The 17052-nt window shown below is 72.0% G+C and carries 17 protein-coding genes; 5 read left to right on the forward strand and 12 right to left on the reverse strand.

Annotation, left to right across the window (positions count from 1 at the left end; translation table 11 throughout):
- Positions 1-86: 86 nt before the first annotated feature.
- The 3 genes from AB0C76_RS02025 to AB0C76_RS02035 all read right to left on the reverse strand — a co-directional run bounded on the left by AB0C76_RS02025 (position 87) and on the right by AB0C76_RS02035 (position 2794).
- Positions 87-893, reverse strand: coding sequence for a GntR family transcriptional regulator (locus AB0C76_RS02025; RefSeq protein ID WP_359958183.1), 807 nt, complete (start codon positions 891-893; stop codon positions 87-89).
- Between the two features lie 122 nt (positions 894-1015).
- The gene (locus AB0C76_RS02030) at positions 1016-2125 is read right to left on the reverse strand and encodes a CE1758 family FMN-dependent luciferase-like monooxygenase (protein WP_359958186.1); all 1110 of its coding nucleotides are present in this window, start codon (positions 2123-2125) and stop codon (positions 1016-1018) included.
- Between the two features lie 99 nt (positions 2126-2224).
- Positions 2225-2794 (reverse strand): isochorismatase family protein, encoded by a 570-nt coding sequence (locus AB0C76_RS02035; RefSeq protein ID WP_359958189.1) that lies wholly within the window; start codon positions 2792-2794, stop codon positions 2225-2227.
- 260 nt (positions 2795-3054) lie between these two features.
- Between AB0C76_RS02035 and AB0C76_RS02040 the strand changes: the two genes are divergently transcribed.
- Positions 3055-3561 (forward strand): MarR family winged helix-turn-helix transcriptional regulator, encoded by a 507-nt coding sequence (locus AB0C76_RS02040; RefSeq protein WP_359958192.1) that lies wholly within the window; start codon positions 3055-3057, stop codon positions 3559-3561.
- Here AB0C76_RS02040 and AB0C76_RS02045 read toward each other — a convergent pair.
- The 3 genes from AB0C76_RS02045 to AB0C76_RS02055 all read right to left on the reverse strand — a co-directional run bounded on the left by AB0C76_RS02045 (position 3458) and on the right by AB0C76_RS02055 (position 6384).
- Positions 3458-3907 (reverse strand): DUF6069 family protein, encoded by a 450-nt coding sequence (locus tag AB0C76_RS02045; RefSeq protein WP_359958195.1) that lies wholly within the window; start codon positions 3905-3907, stop codon positions 3458-3460. The two genes, AB0C76_RS02040 and AB0C76_RS02045, sit on opposite strands and share 104 nt — an antisense overlap.
- Positions 3904-5622: a CocE/NonD family hydrolase gene (locus AB0C76_RS02050; protein WP_359958198.1), complete on the reverse strand. Its 1719-nt coding sequence runs from the start codon at positions 5620-5622 to the stop codon at positions 3904-3906. Before AB0C76_RS02050 ends, AB0C76_RS02045 begins: the two co-directional genes overlap by 4 nt.
- A gap of 513 nt (positions 5623-6135) precedes the next feature.
- Entirely contained in the window at positions 6136-6384 is a 249-nt protein-coding gene (locus AB0C76_RS02055) for a hypothetical protein (RefSeq protein WP_359958201.1), read from the reverse strand.
- Between the two features lie 211 nt (positions 6385-6595).
- On the opposite strand from AB0C76_RS02055, the gene AB0C76_RS02060 reads away from it, so the two are divergent.
- The 3 genes from AB0C76_RS02060 (at position 6596) to AB0C76_RS02070 (ending at position 11385) form a co-directional block, all read left to right on the forward strand.
- The gene (locus tag AB0C76_RS02060; RefSeq protein WP_359958204.1) at positions 6596-7042 is read left to right on the forward strand and encodes a DUF6069 family protein; all 447 of its coding nucleotides are present in this window, start codon (positions 6596-6598) and stop codon (positions 7040-7042) included.
- Between the two features lie 283 nt (positions 7043-7325).
- Positions 7326-8825, forward strand: a complete 1500-nt coding sequence (locus AB0C76_RS02065; RefSeq protein ID WP_359958207.1) for a long-chain fatty acid--CoA ligase — start codon at positions 7326-7328, stop codon at positions 8823-8825.
- A 286-nt stretch (positions 8826-9111) separates the two neighbouring features.
- Positions 9112-11385: a SpoIIE family protein phosphatase gene (locus AB0C76_RS02070; protein WP_359958209.1), complete on the forward strand. Its 2274-nt coding sequence runs from the start codon at positions 9112-9114 to the stop codon at positions 11383-11385.
- Between the two features lie 129 nt (positions 11386-11514).
- On the opposite strand, the gene AB0C76_RS02075 is transcribed toward AB0C76_RS02070, so the two are convergent.
- Together AB0C76_RS02075 and AB0C76_RS02080 are read right to left on the reverse strand one after the other, a co-directional pair.
- A complete protein-coding gene (locus AB0C76_RS02075; RefSeq protein ID WP_359958212.1) occupies positions 11515-12309 on the reverse strand; it encodes a class I SAM-dependent methyltransferase in 795 nt (264 codons plus the stop codon).
- Positions 12310-12440: 131 nt separating this feature from the next.
- Complete coding sequence (locus AB0C76_RS02080) at positions 12441-12800, reverse strand: hypothetical protein (RefSeq protein WP_359958215.1); 360 nt, start codon at positions 12798-12800, stop codon at positions 12441-12443.
- Between the two features lie 234 nt (positions 12801-13034).
- Between AB0C76_RS02080 and AB0C76_RS02085 the strand changes: the two genes are divergently transcribed.
- On the forward strand, positions 13035-13211 hold the full coding sequence (locus tag AB0C76_RS02085) for a hypothetical protein (protein ID WP_359958218.1): 177 nt from the start codon (positions 13035-13037) through the stop codon (positions 13209-13211).
- A gap of 89 nt (positions 13212-13300) precedes the next feature.
- On the opposite strand, the gene AB0C76_RS02090 is transcribed toward AB0C76_RS02085, so the two are convergent.
- The 4 genes from AB0C76_RS02090 to AB0C76_RS02105 all read right to left on the reverse strand — a co-directional run bounded on the left by AB0C76_RS02090 (position 13301) and on the right by AB0C76_RS02105 (position 17000).
- Positions 13301-14530 (reverse strand): glycosyltransferase, encoded by a 1230-nt coding sequence (locus AB0C76_RS02090; RefSeq protein ID WP_359958221.1) that lies wholly within the window; start codon positions 14528-14530, stop codon positions 13301-13303.
- The gene (locus AB0C76_RS02095) at positions 14527-15342 is read right to left on the reverse strand and encodes a MerR family transcriptional regulator (RefSeq protein ID WP_359958224.1); all 816 of its coding nucleotides are present in this window, start codon (positions 15340-15342) and stop codon (positions 14527-14529) included. The genes AB0C76_RS02090 and AB0C76_RS02095 overlap by 4 nt, the downstream gene beginning before the upstream one ends.
- 153 nt (positions 15343-15495) lie before the next feature.
- Positions 15496-16584 (reverse strand): DUF6745 domain-containing protein, encoded by a 1089-nt coding sequence (locus AB0C76_RS02100; protein WP_359958227.1) that lies wholly within the window; start codon positions 16582-16584, stop codon positions 15496-15498.
- Between the two features lie 89 nt (positions 16585-16673).
- Positions 16674-17000: a hypothetical protein gene (locus AB0C76_RS02105; protein ID WP_359958230.1), complete on the reverse strand. Its 327-nt coding sequence runs from the start codon at positions 16998-17000 to the stop codon at positions 16674-16676.
- Positions 17001-17052: the final 52 nt, after the last annotated feature.

A 17052-nucleotide genomic window follows, 5' to 3' on the forward strand; every position in this document is an offset into this window, starting at 1 on the left:
TCGTCGGGGCGACAGTGCGACAGTGCGACAGTGCGACAGTGAACGAGACACCGTCCACACTGGTCACCCGTCTCCGCCGGGTGAGGTCAGGAACGTTCGTCGGGTCCCAACGGCCCGGTCCCCCGTCCCTGCCCCGGTCCCCAGGGCGACGGACCGGCGCCGACCAGAGCCATCGCCCTGGGCACGGCCTGCGGCCTGTAGCCGGGGGCCTGCTGCCCGAGCACGTTCAACGCGGTCCGCTCCAGGTGATGGGCCAGGCGGGACACCGCGGCGTCACGGTCCCCGGCGATCACCGCGTCCAGGATCGCGGGATGCTCGGTGTCGCCCGCCCGGGGCCAGCTCTCGGGGTCGAGCTGCTGGGTGATGCGGATGTAGCGCACGCTACGGTCGGCCAGGGCCTCGAGCTGGCGCCGCAGCGGCTCGCCCGCCCCGGCGGTGAGGAGGCGGTGGTACTCGCGGTGCGCGACGAACCAACCCTCGCCGTCCTTCGCGCGGGCGGCCCGGTGCATCGCTGCCAGCTGCGCCTCCGCCTCTCGTTCGACCCGGCTGCCGAAGCCGTCCAGCGTCATGGTCAGGGCCAGGCACTCCAACGTGATGCGCATCGAGTAGTCGGCGTCCAACGCACTCGGGTCCAGACCCGCCACCCGCATCCGCTGGTTGGGTTCGGCCTCGACGAACCCCTCCTCCTGGAGCATGCGCAACGCCTCCCTCACCGGAGTACGGCTCACCCCCAGCTGGCGCGCGAGTGCCACCTGTGACAGGACGGTGCCCGGCGCCAGCCGACCGTCGAGGATGCACTCCCGCAGCAGGGTGTGCAGCGGTCCGACCGACTGGCGGACGCCGGTCAGGCTCAGCGGCTCTATGCCGTCGATGACGATGATCGGTTGAGGCATGCCCTCCATTATGACGTATCTGCATACACATTGAGTTGCGCAGCCGGTGGGAGCATCACGTGTTCCAGGACAAGCGAGCACCGCGCGGTACTACCCGTCTCGATCACCGGGACCGCGAGCGCTCATAGCGCTCTGCCGTCGGCGTCCGTGCGCTGCCCGGTCCGGCGCGCGACGGGCAGTGAGGCGTGCGCCGGCGCGGCCGGGTCGCCGGCGGGTCGCAGGGCGGCGAGTTCCTTGCGCAGGACGGGGATGACGTCCTCGCCGAGCAGGTCGAGCGTTTCCAGGACGACCTTCAGCGGCATGCCGCCGCCGTCGAGATGGAAGAGCTGGCGACTGTAGTCGCCGTAGTGCTCCCGGAAGGTCAGGGTCTTGTCGATGACCTGCTGCGGACTTCCCACGGTGAGCGACGTTCGCTCCATGTGCTCCTCCACCGTCGATCCGTAGCCGGCCAACGGGGAATTGTCGAAGTAAGGGCGGTAATCGCGCACGGCGTCCTGGGAGTTGCGGCGCACGAAGACCATGCCGCCGACGCCGACGATCGCCTGCCCCTCGGTGCCGTGCCCGTAGTGGGCATACCGCTCGCGGTAGATGGAGACCAGGCGGCGGAAGTGGTCCTTGGGCGCGAAGAGGTTGTTGACGAAGAAGCCGTCGCCGTAGCGGGCGGCCTGTTCGGCGATTTCGGGGCTGCGCACGGATCCGTGCCAGACGAACGGCGGTGTTCCACCGAGCGGCCTCGGCACTGAGGTGAAGGACTGCAACGGAGTGCGGAAGCGGCCTGTCCAGTCGACGAGCTCCTCACGCCAGAGCCGGTGCAGCAGCGCGTAGTTCTCGACGGCGAGCGGGATGCCCTCGCGCACGTCCTTGCCGAACCAGGGATAGACGGGACCGGCGTTGCCCCGCCCCAGCATGAGATCGACGCGGCCGTCGGCGAGATGCTGGAGGACGGCGTAGTCCTCGGCGACCTTCACCGGGTCGTTGGTGGTGATCAGAGTCGTCGCGGTGGACAGGAGGATGCTGCTGGTCCTCGCGGCTATGTACGACAAGAGGGTGGTCGGCGAGGACGAAACGAACGGCGGGCTGTGGTGCTCACCCGTCGCGAAGACGTCGAACCCGACCTCTTCGGCCTTGACCGCGATCGCGGCCATCGCTTTCAGCCGCTCCTGCTCAGTGGGAGGCCGGCCGGTGGCGGGGTCGGGGGTGACGTCGCCTATGGAGAACGTACCGAACTGCATCGAAAGCTCCGAACACGGGAGGGAAGTTGAAGTCAGCGGAGCGACGGACGGCTGTTGCCGCCGCTCGCCACTCCGCGTCGCCATTGCCTGCGGCACGAGCTACCTGACGAACGGCAGGATCCTTCCGCCGCGTCGACCGGCCCAGGGCTGGAGGAGCTCGGCCAGGATCTGGGCGGTGGAGGTGATGGCAGCTCCCGCCCTGCCCATGCGGCGCGCGGCGAAGTCCTGCCTGGTCGTCGACGGCGGACCGCCCGCGTCGGCGACGACCGCGACCTCGTACCCCAGGCGCAGTGCCGTCAGGGCGAAGTGGACGGTCCACACGTCGCGGCCGACGCCAGCGATGATCAGCTTCTTTCTGCCGGCCTTCCCCAGGACGGAGGCGAAGTCCCCTTCGTCCACGATGTGGACATCGGCCTGACGGTTGAGGCACGCCGTTTCCCCGCCGGGGCGATCCCCCCGCAGCGCTGCCGACAGTGAGCCCGCGACGCACGCGCCCTCGAAGGAGGCGAAGAACAGGGGGATGCCATTCGCCCTGGCGGTCCTGGCTAGGGCCAGGGCATTGGCCGCCATCCGCTCAGAAGGGATGGTGCGGATCCACCCAGCGGCGCCCACCTGGTGGTCGATGAGCAGCACCGCAGAGTCGGCGGCGGTGAAGGACGGTGCGGACACGGAGAGACCTCTCTGCCGAGCCGGGCAGGCGCACGGACGGGCGCGAACGGCTCGGAACTATTATGCCGACCAATTATCACACACTTGGGCCTCATGGCTTGGCCGCCACAATGCCCCAAATCCGCACCTATGTCCGTTATGATCCGACGTCAGTGCAGCGCCTCCACCGAAATGGCGGTTTAATTGGCCGACAAAACATTTCTGGATGAGATGATGGGTCGGCCAACGACCCGCCTGCCATTCATGGAGGATCAACCACCATGCCGCCAGCGTCCGAATCGGCCCAGAACAGGGACGACGCGGTACCGACCGTCGCCGACGCTCCGATGAGCGAGGCGCTCTTCCGCGCGGCCCGCATGCACCGGATCACGGCGGCCAACCTGCTGCGTGAAACGGGCCTGTACCCCGGGCAGGAGGTGCTGATGATGCAGCTCTGGGCACAGGGGGAACAGCGCCAGGCCGATCTGATCAAGACACTGGCCCTGGACCCCTCCACCGTCACCAAGATGCTGCAGCGCCTGGAACAGTCCGGATTCGTCACCCGCAGCCCCTCCCCGCACGACCGGCGGGCAGTCGTGGTGAAGCCCACCCGGGCCGGCCAGGCCCTGCGAGACCGGGTCCAACAGGCCTGGCGGGATCTTGAGGCGATCACCGCCGCGGGGTTCACACAGGGCGAGTACGAGCAGGCAATGCTCGTACTGGCCAGAATCGAGGCCAACCTCGACCGCACACCGCCCGAGGCCGGCGTGCCGTCGGCTTCGTCGTAACCGCGACGCCCGGCCCCGGGTCAGTCACCGTCTCGCGGCGCAGGAGTGGGACCCCTACGGCGGCGACGGCCCGGCGCATCAACGCCAGGGTGGCCTTGGCGGTGCCGGACGCCTGGACGAACGTCAGTGGCGCCGGCGACACCACCAGCGCGGCGACGGCCGGTCGGGTCCAGACGATCGCGTGGTGGTCATCAGAGCGCTCCGTCATGAGCGAAGAACGGTTGTGTCGGTCGTGTGGCCGGACCGGGCGGCGCGGCGCACCATCGAGAGTTCGGGTGTGGGTGGCCTGCCGTGGTCCGGTGGCCGCCAAGGCATCCCCTGGGCGAGAGCGAGGCGGCGCGTTCATTCCCCTCCGAGAACCGGAAGGAGAAGGCGTGAGCCGGAATGCACCGTGTTGACACCGGCGATGCCGACGGGGGCATGGCTGAAGAGCATCATGGGCCGGAAATCCTTGCGGGTGTCGTCGCTGGTGAGGATCAGCCGGATGCGGTGCCCCCGGCGGAACCGGCGGGCATTGGCGACCAGCGGGACGCGGTAGTCGACCGGCTCCCCGACGGGGACGGGGTCCCGGGTCCTCATCGGAAGGACGGGCCGGCCCACCTCGCTCGCCGCCTCGTCGACGTGGCGCATGCTGGCGCGCAGCCAGCCTTGGGTGACGTCGGTTGCCTTGCCGTCCGGATCGACGTCCTGCAGGAGCAGGATCCATCCCGTGTCGTCCCCGCTGCTGGTGGCGGTCAGCCGCAGCTCGGGGTAGCCGACCATGTCGAGGTCACCGGGCAGGGGGGCGCTCGTCCAGGTCAGCCGTCCGGGCATGGAGTCGGCGCCGTCGGTGGCGTAGCTGCGCTTGCCCGGCGTCTCGTCGACCGCCAGCGAGCCGTCGAAGTTGAGGGCCAGGGCCATGTGCGTGGCCGGCGGCGGCCAGGTGTCGGCGGTACGCCACTGGTCGGCTCCGGGCAACCAGTAGCGGATGGCGGGGCCTTCGAGAATGCCGGTGTCCTGTCCCTTGAGCCAGTGGTCGAACCAGGCGAGGGCCTCGATGTGCATGCTCTCCCACGGCCAGGGCAGGCTGTCGTCCCCGAGCATGGCCATGCGTACACGGGGGTTGTCGGCGAGGGCCCCCCAGGCTTCGAAGAGACCGGGCAGGTGGAGAGCGACGTTGGACCACTCTCCGCCGAGGTAGACCGGGATATCGACGTCGGCGAGCCGTCGGGTCAGGTCACGCTCGTCCCACCACGCGTCCCGCACTGGGTGCTCGATGGCCACCGCGTTCAGCAGATCGTTCCACGGGTGGGCGTCGCGGCGGAAGTGGGTGATCAGCTCCAGTGCCCGGGTCGCCTGGACGGGATCGGTGCGGTGGAACCGGCGGTGGACGGCGGGAATGGCGAGGATCCTGCGCAGGAGACGGGACAGACCCCTGCGGTAGAGGCGGTCGCCATGGGCGGACAGGACGCCCAGCGCGTGGAACCAGGTGGTGACGAAAGCCGCGCTCATCAGGCCGTTGTGGTAGGTGGCCTCCCAACCCTGGACGGTGACGTTGAAGGGGAACAGTGCCTTGAGGTGAGGCGGGCGCTGGGCCGCCGCCTCCATCTGGGTCATGGCGTAGTAGCTGAGGCCGATCATGCCCACGTTCCCGTTGCACCACGGCTGCCCGGCGACCCACTCGACCAGGTCGAACAGGTCCTTGCGCTCCTGCTCGTCGAAGAAGGTGTAGGTCCCGTCCGAGCCCACCGTGCCGCGGAGGTTCGCGATGACGTGGGCGTAGCCGCGCGGCACCCAGAAGTCGCTGGCGCCGGCCTCGATGATGGACGCCGGGGCGCCCAGGTCCTGGAGCTGACGGGGGTAGGGGGCCGCCGCGACGAGCGCCGGGAACCTGCCGTCCGCGTCGGGGCGGTGGACGTCGACGAGGAGCCGGGTGCCGTCGCGGACCAGGACGGGCACGTTGTCCTCGCGGGTGCTCCCGTGAACAGCCGGGGACAGGTTGCGGTACTGGCGGCCCGTGGTCTGCGGCCCGTTCAGCTGACGCTGACCGGGCTCCACTCCCGCTGCCTTGAACCGAGCCATGGCGCCTCATTTCCACGCATAGGGAAATTATTGGCGCCCACGGTACGCCCGCCACCCCGGCACAGCAAGAAGAATTTCCATATATAGAGAAATGAGGCGCGCCCGACGGGCGGCGCACCGCCGGAGACGTCCGCTGAAGGCACCCCGAGGGGGGCGACGTCCGGCACGGGACACAGCGGACGTCCAGCACATCCGGCGCCGGGCAACGGCCATCCGGTCCAGCCGCAGCCCGGCGCCCGTGCGGCGCAAACCAAGCAGCCGAAAGGCGCGACTCCGCCCGGATCGGTGCGAAGTGCGGGCATGCCCCCCGGAGTTGAGCAGACCCGCTTCACCCGGCTGGCTTGCGACGCCTCCCCCGCCCAGGGCCTCACCCGGGGAACCACCTTCCGGTCATATCCCCTTCGAGACGCCGCCACCCAGAGTGCCGGTGAGATGATGCTGCACGATCGGCCCGATCAGCCGCACGGCCCGCTCCCCGGGCACGTCGGCGATGCGGTCGACGGCCCGGACGTATCACGTCATGGCCGGACCCACGAGCTGGGTGGCGACCAGGTCCGCGCGCCGGCCGACCTCGTCGTCGGGAAGACTCGCCGACACCGCCTGCAGAGCGAGCGAGGAGAAAACCTCGCGGAGGCGCTCCAGCGCGAACAGTTCACAGCTTGCGGCGTGGATGATCGAACCGAGGATCTCCGCTTTCGCCGGATAGTCCCACATGCACAGCGCCGTCGCCACGAAGGCCCGCCCGCGTTCCTCCAGCGGCATCGACGTCGACAGCCCTTGCCACCCGCGACAGTTTCACCATACGCTGAAACAGTTTCAATGGCTGATGAAACTTGGCCATGCCTGCGCTTCAAGGCGGGTGAACCCCGGTGTCACAGGAGCAGAGCCCCCCATCCACCACCCGCCGACCGCCCTTCTCACCCCGTCCTGCCCGTCATCCGCTGAGAACGGCCCTTCGAACGGAGCAGTCACCGTGTCCGCCGCATCGCCCCCACCGAGACCATCCGCCCATCCCTCGACGAGCGCCCCGGACCGGCTGGCACGCGCCACGGCCGTCGCCGTCGGTCTCCTCGCGAACCTCCTGTACATGCTCGTCCTCACCGGCGGCTTCGGATACAACCTGAAGACGCCCGCGGTGTTCGGCCTGCCGGCCCAGTCCGTCCTGGTCAGCCTGGTGAGCGCCTCCTCGATCGTCCCGACGTTGCTCGGCTGGGCACTGCTGGAACTGCTGGAACGGTTCGCCCCACGCCGGGCCACCGTCATCTGGACGGTGCTCGCGGTGCTGACGCTCGCCGGCAGCCTTCCCTACAACGGGGCCGGGATCAGCGTGGCCGACCAGTTCCTGCTGGCCCTGATGCATCTGATCGTCGGTGCGGTCGTGATCCCCACGTTCGTGATCACTTCAGCGCATCGCTCCTGACACCGGGGCCCGGCCGATCGAGGACTTCTCGGCCCGCCCCCGCCGGGCTCCGCGAACCGCCGTACCCGTCCCCGGCCCGGAGGCCCGCACCGCGCTCGTCCCGGAGGCCGCCGTGGCCATGGCCCACCTCGCCGACACCGACGAGCAGCAGACCGAGGGCAAGCTCGCCGAAGCCGCCTCCCCGCCCGGCGACCTCGTCATCGAACCGTCTCGCTGACCGGCTTCCCTCCCCTCCGCACCCCACTCGATCCACCACCGTCCAGCCAGGCCCGAAGGAACCACGATGACGAATCTCGCCACCCTGCTGACAGGCTCCGCGTACGCCCATGGCCACCGGATCGCCGTGCGGCATGAGAGCACCGCACTGACCTACGCCCAGCTCGACGATCTGAGCGCGCGGACCGCGGGCCTGCTGCAGGCCCGCGGTGTCCGCCCGGGCGACCGGGTGGCCCTGATCATGCCCAACGTGCCGCACTTTCCCGTGGCCTACTACGGCGTCCTCCGCGCGGGCGCCGTCGTCGTGCCGATGAACCCGCTGCTCAAGGCCGGCGAGATCGCCCACGCCCTGCGGGACTGTGGCGCCCGGATGCTGCTGGCCTCGCCGATCGCGGCAGCCGAGGCCGCCGTAGCGGCCTGCGCCGCCGGAACCGACCTCCTGGTCGTCGACCCGACCGAGTTCGACGCACGGCTCGCCCGCACCGATCCGCAGCGCACCGTCGCCGACGCGGAGGACACCGACCTCGCGGTGATCCTCTACACCTCGGGCACCACCGGCACGCCCAAGGGCGCCGAACTGACGCACCGCAACCTCCTCGGCAACACCGCCACCGCCGTGGAGACCCTGTTCCACGTCGGCCCCGACGACGTCCTCTTCGGCGGCCTGCCGCTGTTCCACGCCTTCGGCCAGACCTGCACCCTCAACACGGCCGTGGCCGCCGGCGCCACGCTGACCCTCCTCACCCGGTTCGATCCGGCGGCCGCACTGGAGACCATCCGCAGGGACGCCGTCAGCGTCTTCTTCGGCGTCCCGACGATGTACGCAGCACTCCTGCACGCCGCGCTTCCCGACGGCTTCGACGCCACCCGCCTGCGCCTGGCCGTCTCCGGCGGTGCATCGCTCCCGGTCGAGGTGCTCCACGCCTTCGAGGAGCGCTTCGGCGTCGACGTGCTCGAGGGATACGGCCTGTCCGAAACATCCCCGGTCGCCGCCTTCAACCCGCCGGACCGCCCCCGCAAGCCCGGCTCCATCGGCCTGCCCGTCCGCGGCGTCGAGCTGCGCCTGGTGGGACGGGACGGCACGACGACCGCGACCGGCCAGATCGGCGAGATCGCGATCCGCGGCGAGAACGTGATGGCCGGCTACCACAATCAGCCGCACGCGACCGCGCAGGCGATCCGCGACGGCTGGTTCCACACCGGCGACCTCGCCCGGGTCGACGAGGACGGCTACTACTTCATCGTCGACCGCACGAAGGACCTGATCATCCGCGGTGGCTACAACGTCTACCCGCGCGAGGTCGAGGAGGTCCTCTACCGGCACCCTGCTGTCGCCGAGGCCGCCGTTGTCGGCGTGCCGGACCGACTGCTCGGGCAGGAGGTCGCCGCAGCCGTCGTCCTCAAGCCCGGAGCACACGCCACCGCCGAGGAGATCCGCGACCACGTGAAGGCCCAGGTGGCCGCCTACAAGTACCCCCGGGTGGTCACGCTCACCGACGCCCTCCCCAAGGGGCCGACCGGCAAGATCCTCAAGCGTGAGATCGTCGTGGCACCGCTCGAGTCCTGACCCGGGTCCGCCTCCGCCGGTGGCACCGAATCCCGGGGCGGCGTGGGGCCGAGCAGCAGGCGCCGACGATAGCGCAGGGGACGGCGATGCCGGCGCACCTCCGCCGTCGGCTGCCTTGCGGTCCCCGATCGGCCGGATGATGCTGGATGGTGCGCCATGAGGCAGGAGGGCCAGGTGCACCGCCATGGAACGATCCGGCGAGCGGCCTGACCGACGCTCGTGTTCACCGGACGCGACTCCCACGGACGTCTCGGTCGCGGTCGCCGTGACGGACGGGGGAGGGCGTGTGGCGTACTGGAGCGCCGAAGCGCAGGAGCTTCTCGGATACACGTCGGCGCAGATCATCGGTAGGCCCTTGGCCGATCTGCGCTCCCCCGACGGGTCAACGCTGCGGCACCGTGACGGGCGCCCACTGGACGTCCAGGTCCGCCTGTTCCCCCTGCTCGGCGCCGGGAAGCAGGAGGCCGTGCTGGTGGCGGTCGCACCCGATCCGATGACACCGACGCCGGCCAATGACAGGCTCGCGACATGGGCATTCGAGCAGATGTCCCGGGTTCTCGCGATTTACGACTGCGACGGGCGGGCGCTCACGGCGAACGAGGCCACCAAGCGGGTGGTCGGCCTCCCCGAGCGGGACATCCCTGGACGACGCCTCACCGAGTTCCTGCCGGGGCCCGCGTTCGAGGAGGCCGAAAGACGGATCCTGCGGGTGAGCCGGACCGGCGAGCCCGAGTACACGGAGCTCTTCGTCAGATTGCCGCAGGAAGAGAAGGCACACGCCTGGGCCGTCGACATCTTCCCGCTCAAGGATGCGGGCGGCCGGGTCCGGGCGGTGGGCCTGGCCGCGGACGACCACACCGAGCAGTACAACACGCGCGAACGGCTCGCCCTGCTGAGCGAGGCCAGAACCCGCATGGGAACGAGCCTCGACGTGGCAGGCAGCGCCAAGGAGCTCGCCGACGTCCTGGTACCCCGCTTTGCGGACTTCGTCGCCGTCGACCTGCTCGACGTCGTCCTGCGCGGAGCGCTGCCGCCTCCCGGTCCGCCGATCGGGCCTGCGACCCTGCGGCGCGCGGCCCAGGGATGCTCTCGCCGGCTCCCGCCCAGTGCCCTGCTCGGTGCCGACGAGGCGCACACGCCTCCGCCGTCGTCTCCCCTCGCCCGCTGCCTGACCGACGGCCGTCCGGAGCTGAGGGACTTCACGGACCCCGAGATCATCCGCTGGCTGGCCGAGGACCCGCTCCACGCGGCCCATGCCGACGCGTTCGGGGCGCGCTCCCTGATCGCGGTGCCGATCAGGGCCCGGGGCACGGTCCTGGGTACGGTCCTGCTCCTCAGGTACGCAACCGCTCCCGACCCGTTCGGCCCCGACGACCTGACCATCACCGAGGACGTGGTGACCCGGGCCGCGATCTGCCTGGACAACGCGCGCCGCTTCACCCGAGAGCGCGGAATCGCCCTGGCTCTGCAACGCTCCCTGCTGCCGCGGGAACCTACGGTCCACCCGGCCGCGGAGACGGCCTTCCGCTACGTTCCCGCGGGTGGCAGCGCAGGTGCAGGCGGCGACTGGTTCGACGTGATCCCCCTGCCCGGCGCCCGGATCGGCCTCGTGGTCGGCGACGTCGTGGGCCACGGCATCAACGCCACGGCCACCATGGGCCGCCTCCGCACAGCCGTACGCACTCTCGCCGACATCGACCTGCCACCCGACGAGCTGCTCACCCACCTCGACGACATCGTTACCCACGCGACGCCCCCGCAGGTCGCCGACGACGACGCCGAGCTCCCCGGTGACATCGGGGCCACCTGCCTGTACGCCGTCTACGACCCCGTTTCCCGCACCTGCTCGCTGGCCCTCGCGGGCCACCCTGCCCCGATCCTGGTACACCCGGACGGCACGACCCGTGCGGTCGACCTACCGATCGGCCCTCCTCTCGGGCTGGGCAGCCTGCCCTTCGAGGCCACCGAACTCGAGCTCCCCGAGGGCGGCCTGCTGGCCCTGTTCACCAACGGCCTCGTCGAAAGCCGCGACCACGACATCGACGAAGGGATCCACACGCTACGCCGGATACTCGACCGCCCCACGGCCCCACTCGACTCCCTCTGCGACAGAGCCCTGGACGCACTGCACCCTCAGCCAGACGGCGACGACGTCGCCCTTCTGCTGATCCGAACCCGGGGCCTCGGCCAGGACAGCCTGGCCTCGTGGGATCTGCCCAGCGACGCGGCTGTCGTGGCACAGGCACGCCGAAGCGCCCGTGACCGTCTCAGCGCATGGGGCCTGGATGATCTCGCGTTCGTCACCGAACTCGTCGTCAGCGAGCTGGTTACCAACGCCATCCGCTACGCCACCGGCCCCATCCAGCTGCGGCTGATCAAGGACCAGACGCTCACCTGCGAAGTGTCCGACGGCAGCAGCACGAGCCCTCATCTGCGCCGCGCCCGTCTGAGCGACGAAGGCGGCCGCGGGCTGCTGCTCGTCGCGCAGCTCACCGAGCGATGGGGCACGCGCTACACCCACACGGGCAAGACCATCTGGGCTGAACAACCCATCCGCTGAACCTGCCGAAGACCTCTCGCCGCGCGACCGCGCGGGACATCCCTGCAGTTCAGAGTGCTTCTTGAGCCTCCCCCGCAGGAACGGTGCTCGCGCCGGCGGGGATGACCGGCCTGGCCTTCCAGGCTGCCCTCAACTCTCCCGTACCTGCACGATGCGGTCACCGGATCGGTCGATCTGCTTGCGTGCCTCGATGAGGAAGCGGGCCGAGTGCGCGACGAACGGTCCCCCGGTGCGGATTTGGGCGTCCAGTTCGCGCAGCCGGTCGAGGTACCCCTCGACGGTGAAGCCCGGGACCATCCAGATCACCTTGCGCAGGAAGTACACCACCGCGCCGACGTCGAAGAACTCCATCCGCAGCCGCTCCGAGCGCAGGTCCACGACCTCCAGCCCGGCGGCCCGCGCGGCGGCGCTCTCGTCCTCGGGGCGGCGGCTCCTGCGCGCCTCGGGCTGCGGGCCGATGAAGTGCTCGACCAGCTCGAAGCCGGAGGCCGGCCCGACGTGCTGCGCGAGGTAGGTGCCGCCGGGCCGCAGCACCCGGGCGATCTCCGCCCAGTGCGCCTTCACCGGGTGCCGGCTGCTGACCAGGTCGAACGCCCCGTCCGCGAACGGCAGCGGCGGCTCGTCCGGGTCGGACACGACGACGGCGCCGAGCGGGTGCAGCAGCTTCGTCGCCCGCGCCACGTTCGGCGGCCACGACTCGGTGGCCACCATCACCGCCGGGAATCTCCCCGCCCCGGCCAGCACCTCACCGCCGCCCGTCTGGACGTCGAGCGCCGCATCGACCCGCGCCAGCCGCTCGCCCAGCAACCGCTGGTAACCCCAGGACGGCCGCTCCTCGGTGGCCCGCCCGTCGAGCCAGGAGAAGTCCCAGCCGTCCACGGACACCGCTCCGGCCTCACCGATCAGATCCTCGAAGGTGCGCATGCCCGTATCCTCGCCCGCACGCCTCCGCCCGGCCAGCCGGTCCCGCCGTCAGGCCCCTGCCGCAGCGCTGATCCTGCTCACCGGCCCCGGCAGTCGCCCGCACGTCTCCGCCCGGCCAGCCGGTCCCGCCGTCAGGCCCCTGCCGCAGCGCTGATCCTGCTCACCGGCCCCGGCACGATCCGCAACCCGCCCGCCGCGATCAGCCCGGACACGTCCTGCGCCCCGCCGGCGTCCGCCTCGAACGCGACCACAACCTCCGGCACCTCACCGCAGCACCGCTCGACCAGCCGCAGTTCCCCCGGCGTCGGCGCGCGGAACACCGGATCGTGGAAGTCCGCCGGGCACGCGACGTAGAGGGGATCGTCGAACACCAGCTCCAGCCCGTGGTGGTAGCCCAGGTCGTACCCGGCCGCCAGCCGCAACTGCCCGGGCCGCCAGGAGAACACGTCCCAGTCCCACCAGGACCCCTCGGGCAACTCGATCGCGTCCAAGACTCTGTCCTCCGCCCCTCGACCGCGAGAGGATGATCCCATGCCGAAACAGCCGCCCAAGGAGTCGCCGTACGGCCGCTGCGGGGCGGCCGACGCGGCCGGGACGACCTGCGCCGTCGGCGCCCGAGCTCCACCCCGCCCCAGACCGCCGAACGCGACGGCCACCGGTCCGTCATCTTCCAGCTCTGGCACTGGCACCAGGACGGCGAGCGCTACGACCTCGAACTCTTCCGCATGGTCCCGGACGCCACCGGTGAGTGGCGCACCGAGGTGCACCGCTCCACCTACTGGGCGCTCACCCAGGCCCGGTTGACCGCCTTCGCCATCGAGGCGGGCTTCGCCGACCCGGCCTGGGCTCCGCCGGAGGAGACCGGCTTCTTCCAGCCGGTGTTCATCGCCCGCGTGCCCTGACCGAAGCCGGCGGCCCGTCCGCTGTGGCCGTTCCCCGCTTCGCCGGACCCGCTCCGCACCTTCCCTCCCCTCGCACCTTCCTTCCCCTCTCACCTCCCGTCCGCGAGCGCCGCCACCGCCTCGGCGACGCGGGCCGCGCCCTGCTCGCACGCCATGTGCCGGGCCGCCGCCTCCGCACGCGTGCGGTGCGTCCGGTCGTCGACGGCCAGACGGACGGCCGCCGCCAGGCGCTCCGCCGTCAGGTCGGCGTACGGGACCGGTCGCGGGGCCGCGCCGACGGCGGCCAGGCGAGCAGCCCAGAAGGGCTGGTCCGCCATCACCGGGACCGGCACGCTCGGGACGCCCGCTCGCAGTGCGGCTGCCGACGTGCCGGCGCCCGCGTGGTGGACGACTGCGGCCGTGCGCGGAAAGAGGAGGGCGTGCGGGAGCTCGCCGACCGTCAGGACGTCGGAACCGTTCGCCGTCTCCGCAGTGAGCCCGGCCCAGCCGGACTGCAGGACACCCCGCACGCCGGCGCGGCGCAGCGCGTCCACCACGAGTCCGCTCAGCCGTTCACCGTCTCCGGCCGCCATGCTGCCGAATCCGACGAACACCGGTGGCGGTCCGGCCCGCAGGAAGTCCTCCACCTCGTCGGGCAGGTGGTGGTCCGGCGCCAGGTGCGGCCACCAGTTGCCGACGACCTGCAGACCGCTGCGCCAGTCCGCCGGTCGCGGGACGAGTGCCTGGCTGAAGCCGTGCAGGACCGGCCAGTTCTCCCGTTCCCGGGCTCGCCGCCGGGCGCCCTGGCCGAGCGGGGGGAGACCGAGCCCGGCGCGCAGGCGGCGGGCGGCGTCCGTGTGGAGGCGGTCGACGACGCGCTGGCCGAGGGCGCCGGCGGCCCGGTTGCCCCAGCGGCCGAGCGGACGGACCCCGCCGACGACCGGCGGGAACTCGCCCGTGGGCAGGACGGGTTGCAGGTAGACACCGAGGCTGGGCACGTTCATCGCCTCGGACAGGTGCCAGCCGAGCGGGGCCGTGGTGGTGGCCAGGAGGAGCAGGTCGGCGCCGGGTGCGGCGGCGTTGGCCAGCCCGTCGCCGAGACGGTCGATGAAGGCGGCCGCCTTCGAGAGCAGCTTCGGGCCCGCCTCCGTGCCTCCCCCCGTGGCCCGTGGATCGGCCGGGAGCGCCCGGAATTCGAGCCCGCTGTCGGCGGCCATCCCGCCGAACGCCTCCGGCGCCGCGAGCGCGACCTCGTGGCCCTCCGCCCGCAGGTGGGCACCGAGCCCGGTGTAGGGGGCCACGTCGCCGTGCGAGCCGGCCGCCATGATGAGGATCTTCACCGGGCCTCCCTCACGTCCCCGGCACCGGCCCCGGAGGCAGCGGCACCGGCGGCCGCCGCGTTGGCGCCGATGGCCGCTCGCAGGTACGCGGCCAGGCCGGGCCGCTGCTCGCCCGGCGGGACGACGAGGGCGAACGCGCGGGCGTCCGCCTCGTAGTCGTCGGCGATCCGGCAGTGCATCTCCGGCGGACACGGGGTGAACCAGCGCGCGATGTGCTGCCGGTGCTCCTCCGCCAGACGGCGCACCCGCTCGCTGTCGCACGCCAGTCCCTCGTCGAACGCGGCGAGCAGCTCTCCGCGCCACACCGCCGCTTCGGCCATCAGCTGCCGCCAGTCCTCCTTGGAGTGGGCCGCGGCGCGGGCCAGGGCCTCCTGATGGCCGTCCCGGTCGCCCCATTTGAGGTGGGCGTCGGTCGCGTAGCTGAGGTCGAAGACGACGTCGCCGAAGACCTCGAAGCGCTCCTCGGGCGTCAGGTCGACCCCGAGCCGGCGGACCTCGATCGCCCGCTCGGCGACCTCGACGAGCTTCTGCAGCCTGGCGATCTGCCCGGCCAGCGCGTCCCGCCTGGCCAGCAGGTGGTCGAGCGCGGTGGCCTGCGGGTCCGCCAGGATGGTCGCGATCTCGTCGAGCGGGAAGCCTAGCTCCCGGTAGAAGAGGATCTGCTGGAGCCGGGCGAGGTCGGCGGTGTTGTACAGGCGGTAGCCGGCCGGACTGCGCTCGCTGGGCGACAGCAGCCCGGACCGGTCGTAGTGGTGCAGGGTCCGGATCGTGACCCCGGCGAAGCCGGAGACCTGTCCTACCGACCAGCTCATCGTTCCCCCATGACTTCGTGCCGTTGCGCTGCCCCCACCGTGGGGCCTGACGTCGGGTGAGGGTCAACACTCGCAGCTCGACGGCCGGCTCCGGGCTCCGCGCGGGACGCTCGGCTGCGACGGCGCGGCGGCGGGGCGGGAGCCGGGGGCGACTCAGGTCTCGCGCTGCGGGTGGTACTCGGACTCGGGTATGCCGAACGTCCACGCGACCCCGGCCCGGGCGGTGCGGGTGCTGGGCGGCACCCGCAGCCAGTAGGTGCGGAAGGTGCCGTCCGGCTCGGCCGTGGAGTTGACGACCTCGACCATGACGACGGGTTCGTCGCCGGGCATGACGATCCGCCACAGGACGCCGGTCTCGTCGCGGTGGAGCGGCTCGGCGCCGGCGTCGGTGAGGTAGCGGTCGTAGCCGTAGTGCTCCAGCAGGACGCGGCGCAGCTCGGCGTTCTCCTCGGTGCGGATCCGCTCGACGGTGATGTCGGCGAGGGCGGCCAGGAACCCGGCGGGAACGGGCATGCCGCGCCAGGCGTGCAGGGCGAAGCCGTCGGGGTGGGCGAGGGCCGGGCCGTCGGCGCGGTCGAGGCGGCCGGCCTCGTCGCGGTGGAGCTCGACGGGCCGCTCGCTGATCAGCACGACGTCCGCGTAGGGCCACCACCAGCCGGCCGTGCGGGCGGCCTCGGCCAGCGGGGCGACGGCGCCGTCGAGTGCCCCGGCGGCCTCGAACGCGGCGAACCAGGGCGCGTCGTGCGGCCCGCGGACGGCGTCGAGCAGCGCGAGGCGGACGGTGGTGCGCCGGGCACGGGCCGTCTGCTCGTCGGCGGACGGTACGCCGGCTTCGGCCTCGGGGGCGAGTCGGTCGAGGACGGCGTTGCGCACGCGGTCGGCGAGCGGGGTGGTGACCGGGCCGAGTTCGCCGCCGGTGAGCGCCCAGTGCGCCGCCCAGCCGGCCGCACCGACTCGCTCGACAGCACGCCTCCGCGCGTCCTCCCAGGCCCGCGTGCGGACGGCCTCACGGACGCTCACCGCGCCGGCCTCCCGCAGCTCCAGCGCCGCCTCGGCGGCGGCGAGCGGCGAACCGTACCAGCGGACGCCGGCAGGCTCGGGCAGCCCTGCCGCCCAGTAGGCGGCGCGGACGGCGCGCTCGGCCGCCGCGCGGTCGTCCGGGCCGGTGGCGGCCGCCGCCGCGCGCCAGCGGGCCGTCGCTTCGGCGGCCCCGACCGCCGGGTGGGTCGCGCTGCTCTCCATCACGTGCTCCGATCCCGGCCCGGCTCCCCGCCCGGCCGTCCGCGTCCGTACCGTCGTTCCGTCCACCGGCCAACCGCCGGGCGGGCGCGTCAGTCGGCGACCATCCGCACCGCGCCCGGCGCGTATTCGCGCTGGCGCACCACCCGGTACCAGCCCTTGGGCAGCGGGATCGCCGCATGCTCCTCGTGCACGACCCGCCCACCCTCTGGCAGGTGCAGCCAGCCGGCACCGAACGGCCCGGCCTCGCGGCGCAGCGCCCCCGGCCCGACGACGGCGTGCGCGTGGCCGGTGACCTCGCCGAGGGCGAGCACCATCCGGCCGCGGGCGTCCCGCGGCTGCACGGCCGGCCCGGCCACCCGCACCGGCACGGCGGCCTCTTCGACCGGCACGATCAGCACGTCACCCTGGCGGTACATCGGCTCTCCTCCCCTGACTGCCCGACGGATACCGGCGAACGCCGGAACCCGA

The organism is Kitasatospora sp. NPDC048722 (assembly GCF_040650235.1).
Taxonomy (GTDB): domain Bacteria; phylum Actinomycetota; class Actinomycetes; order Streptomycetales; family Streptomycetaceae; genus Kitasatospora.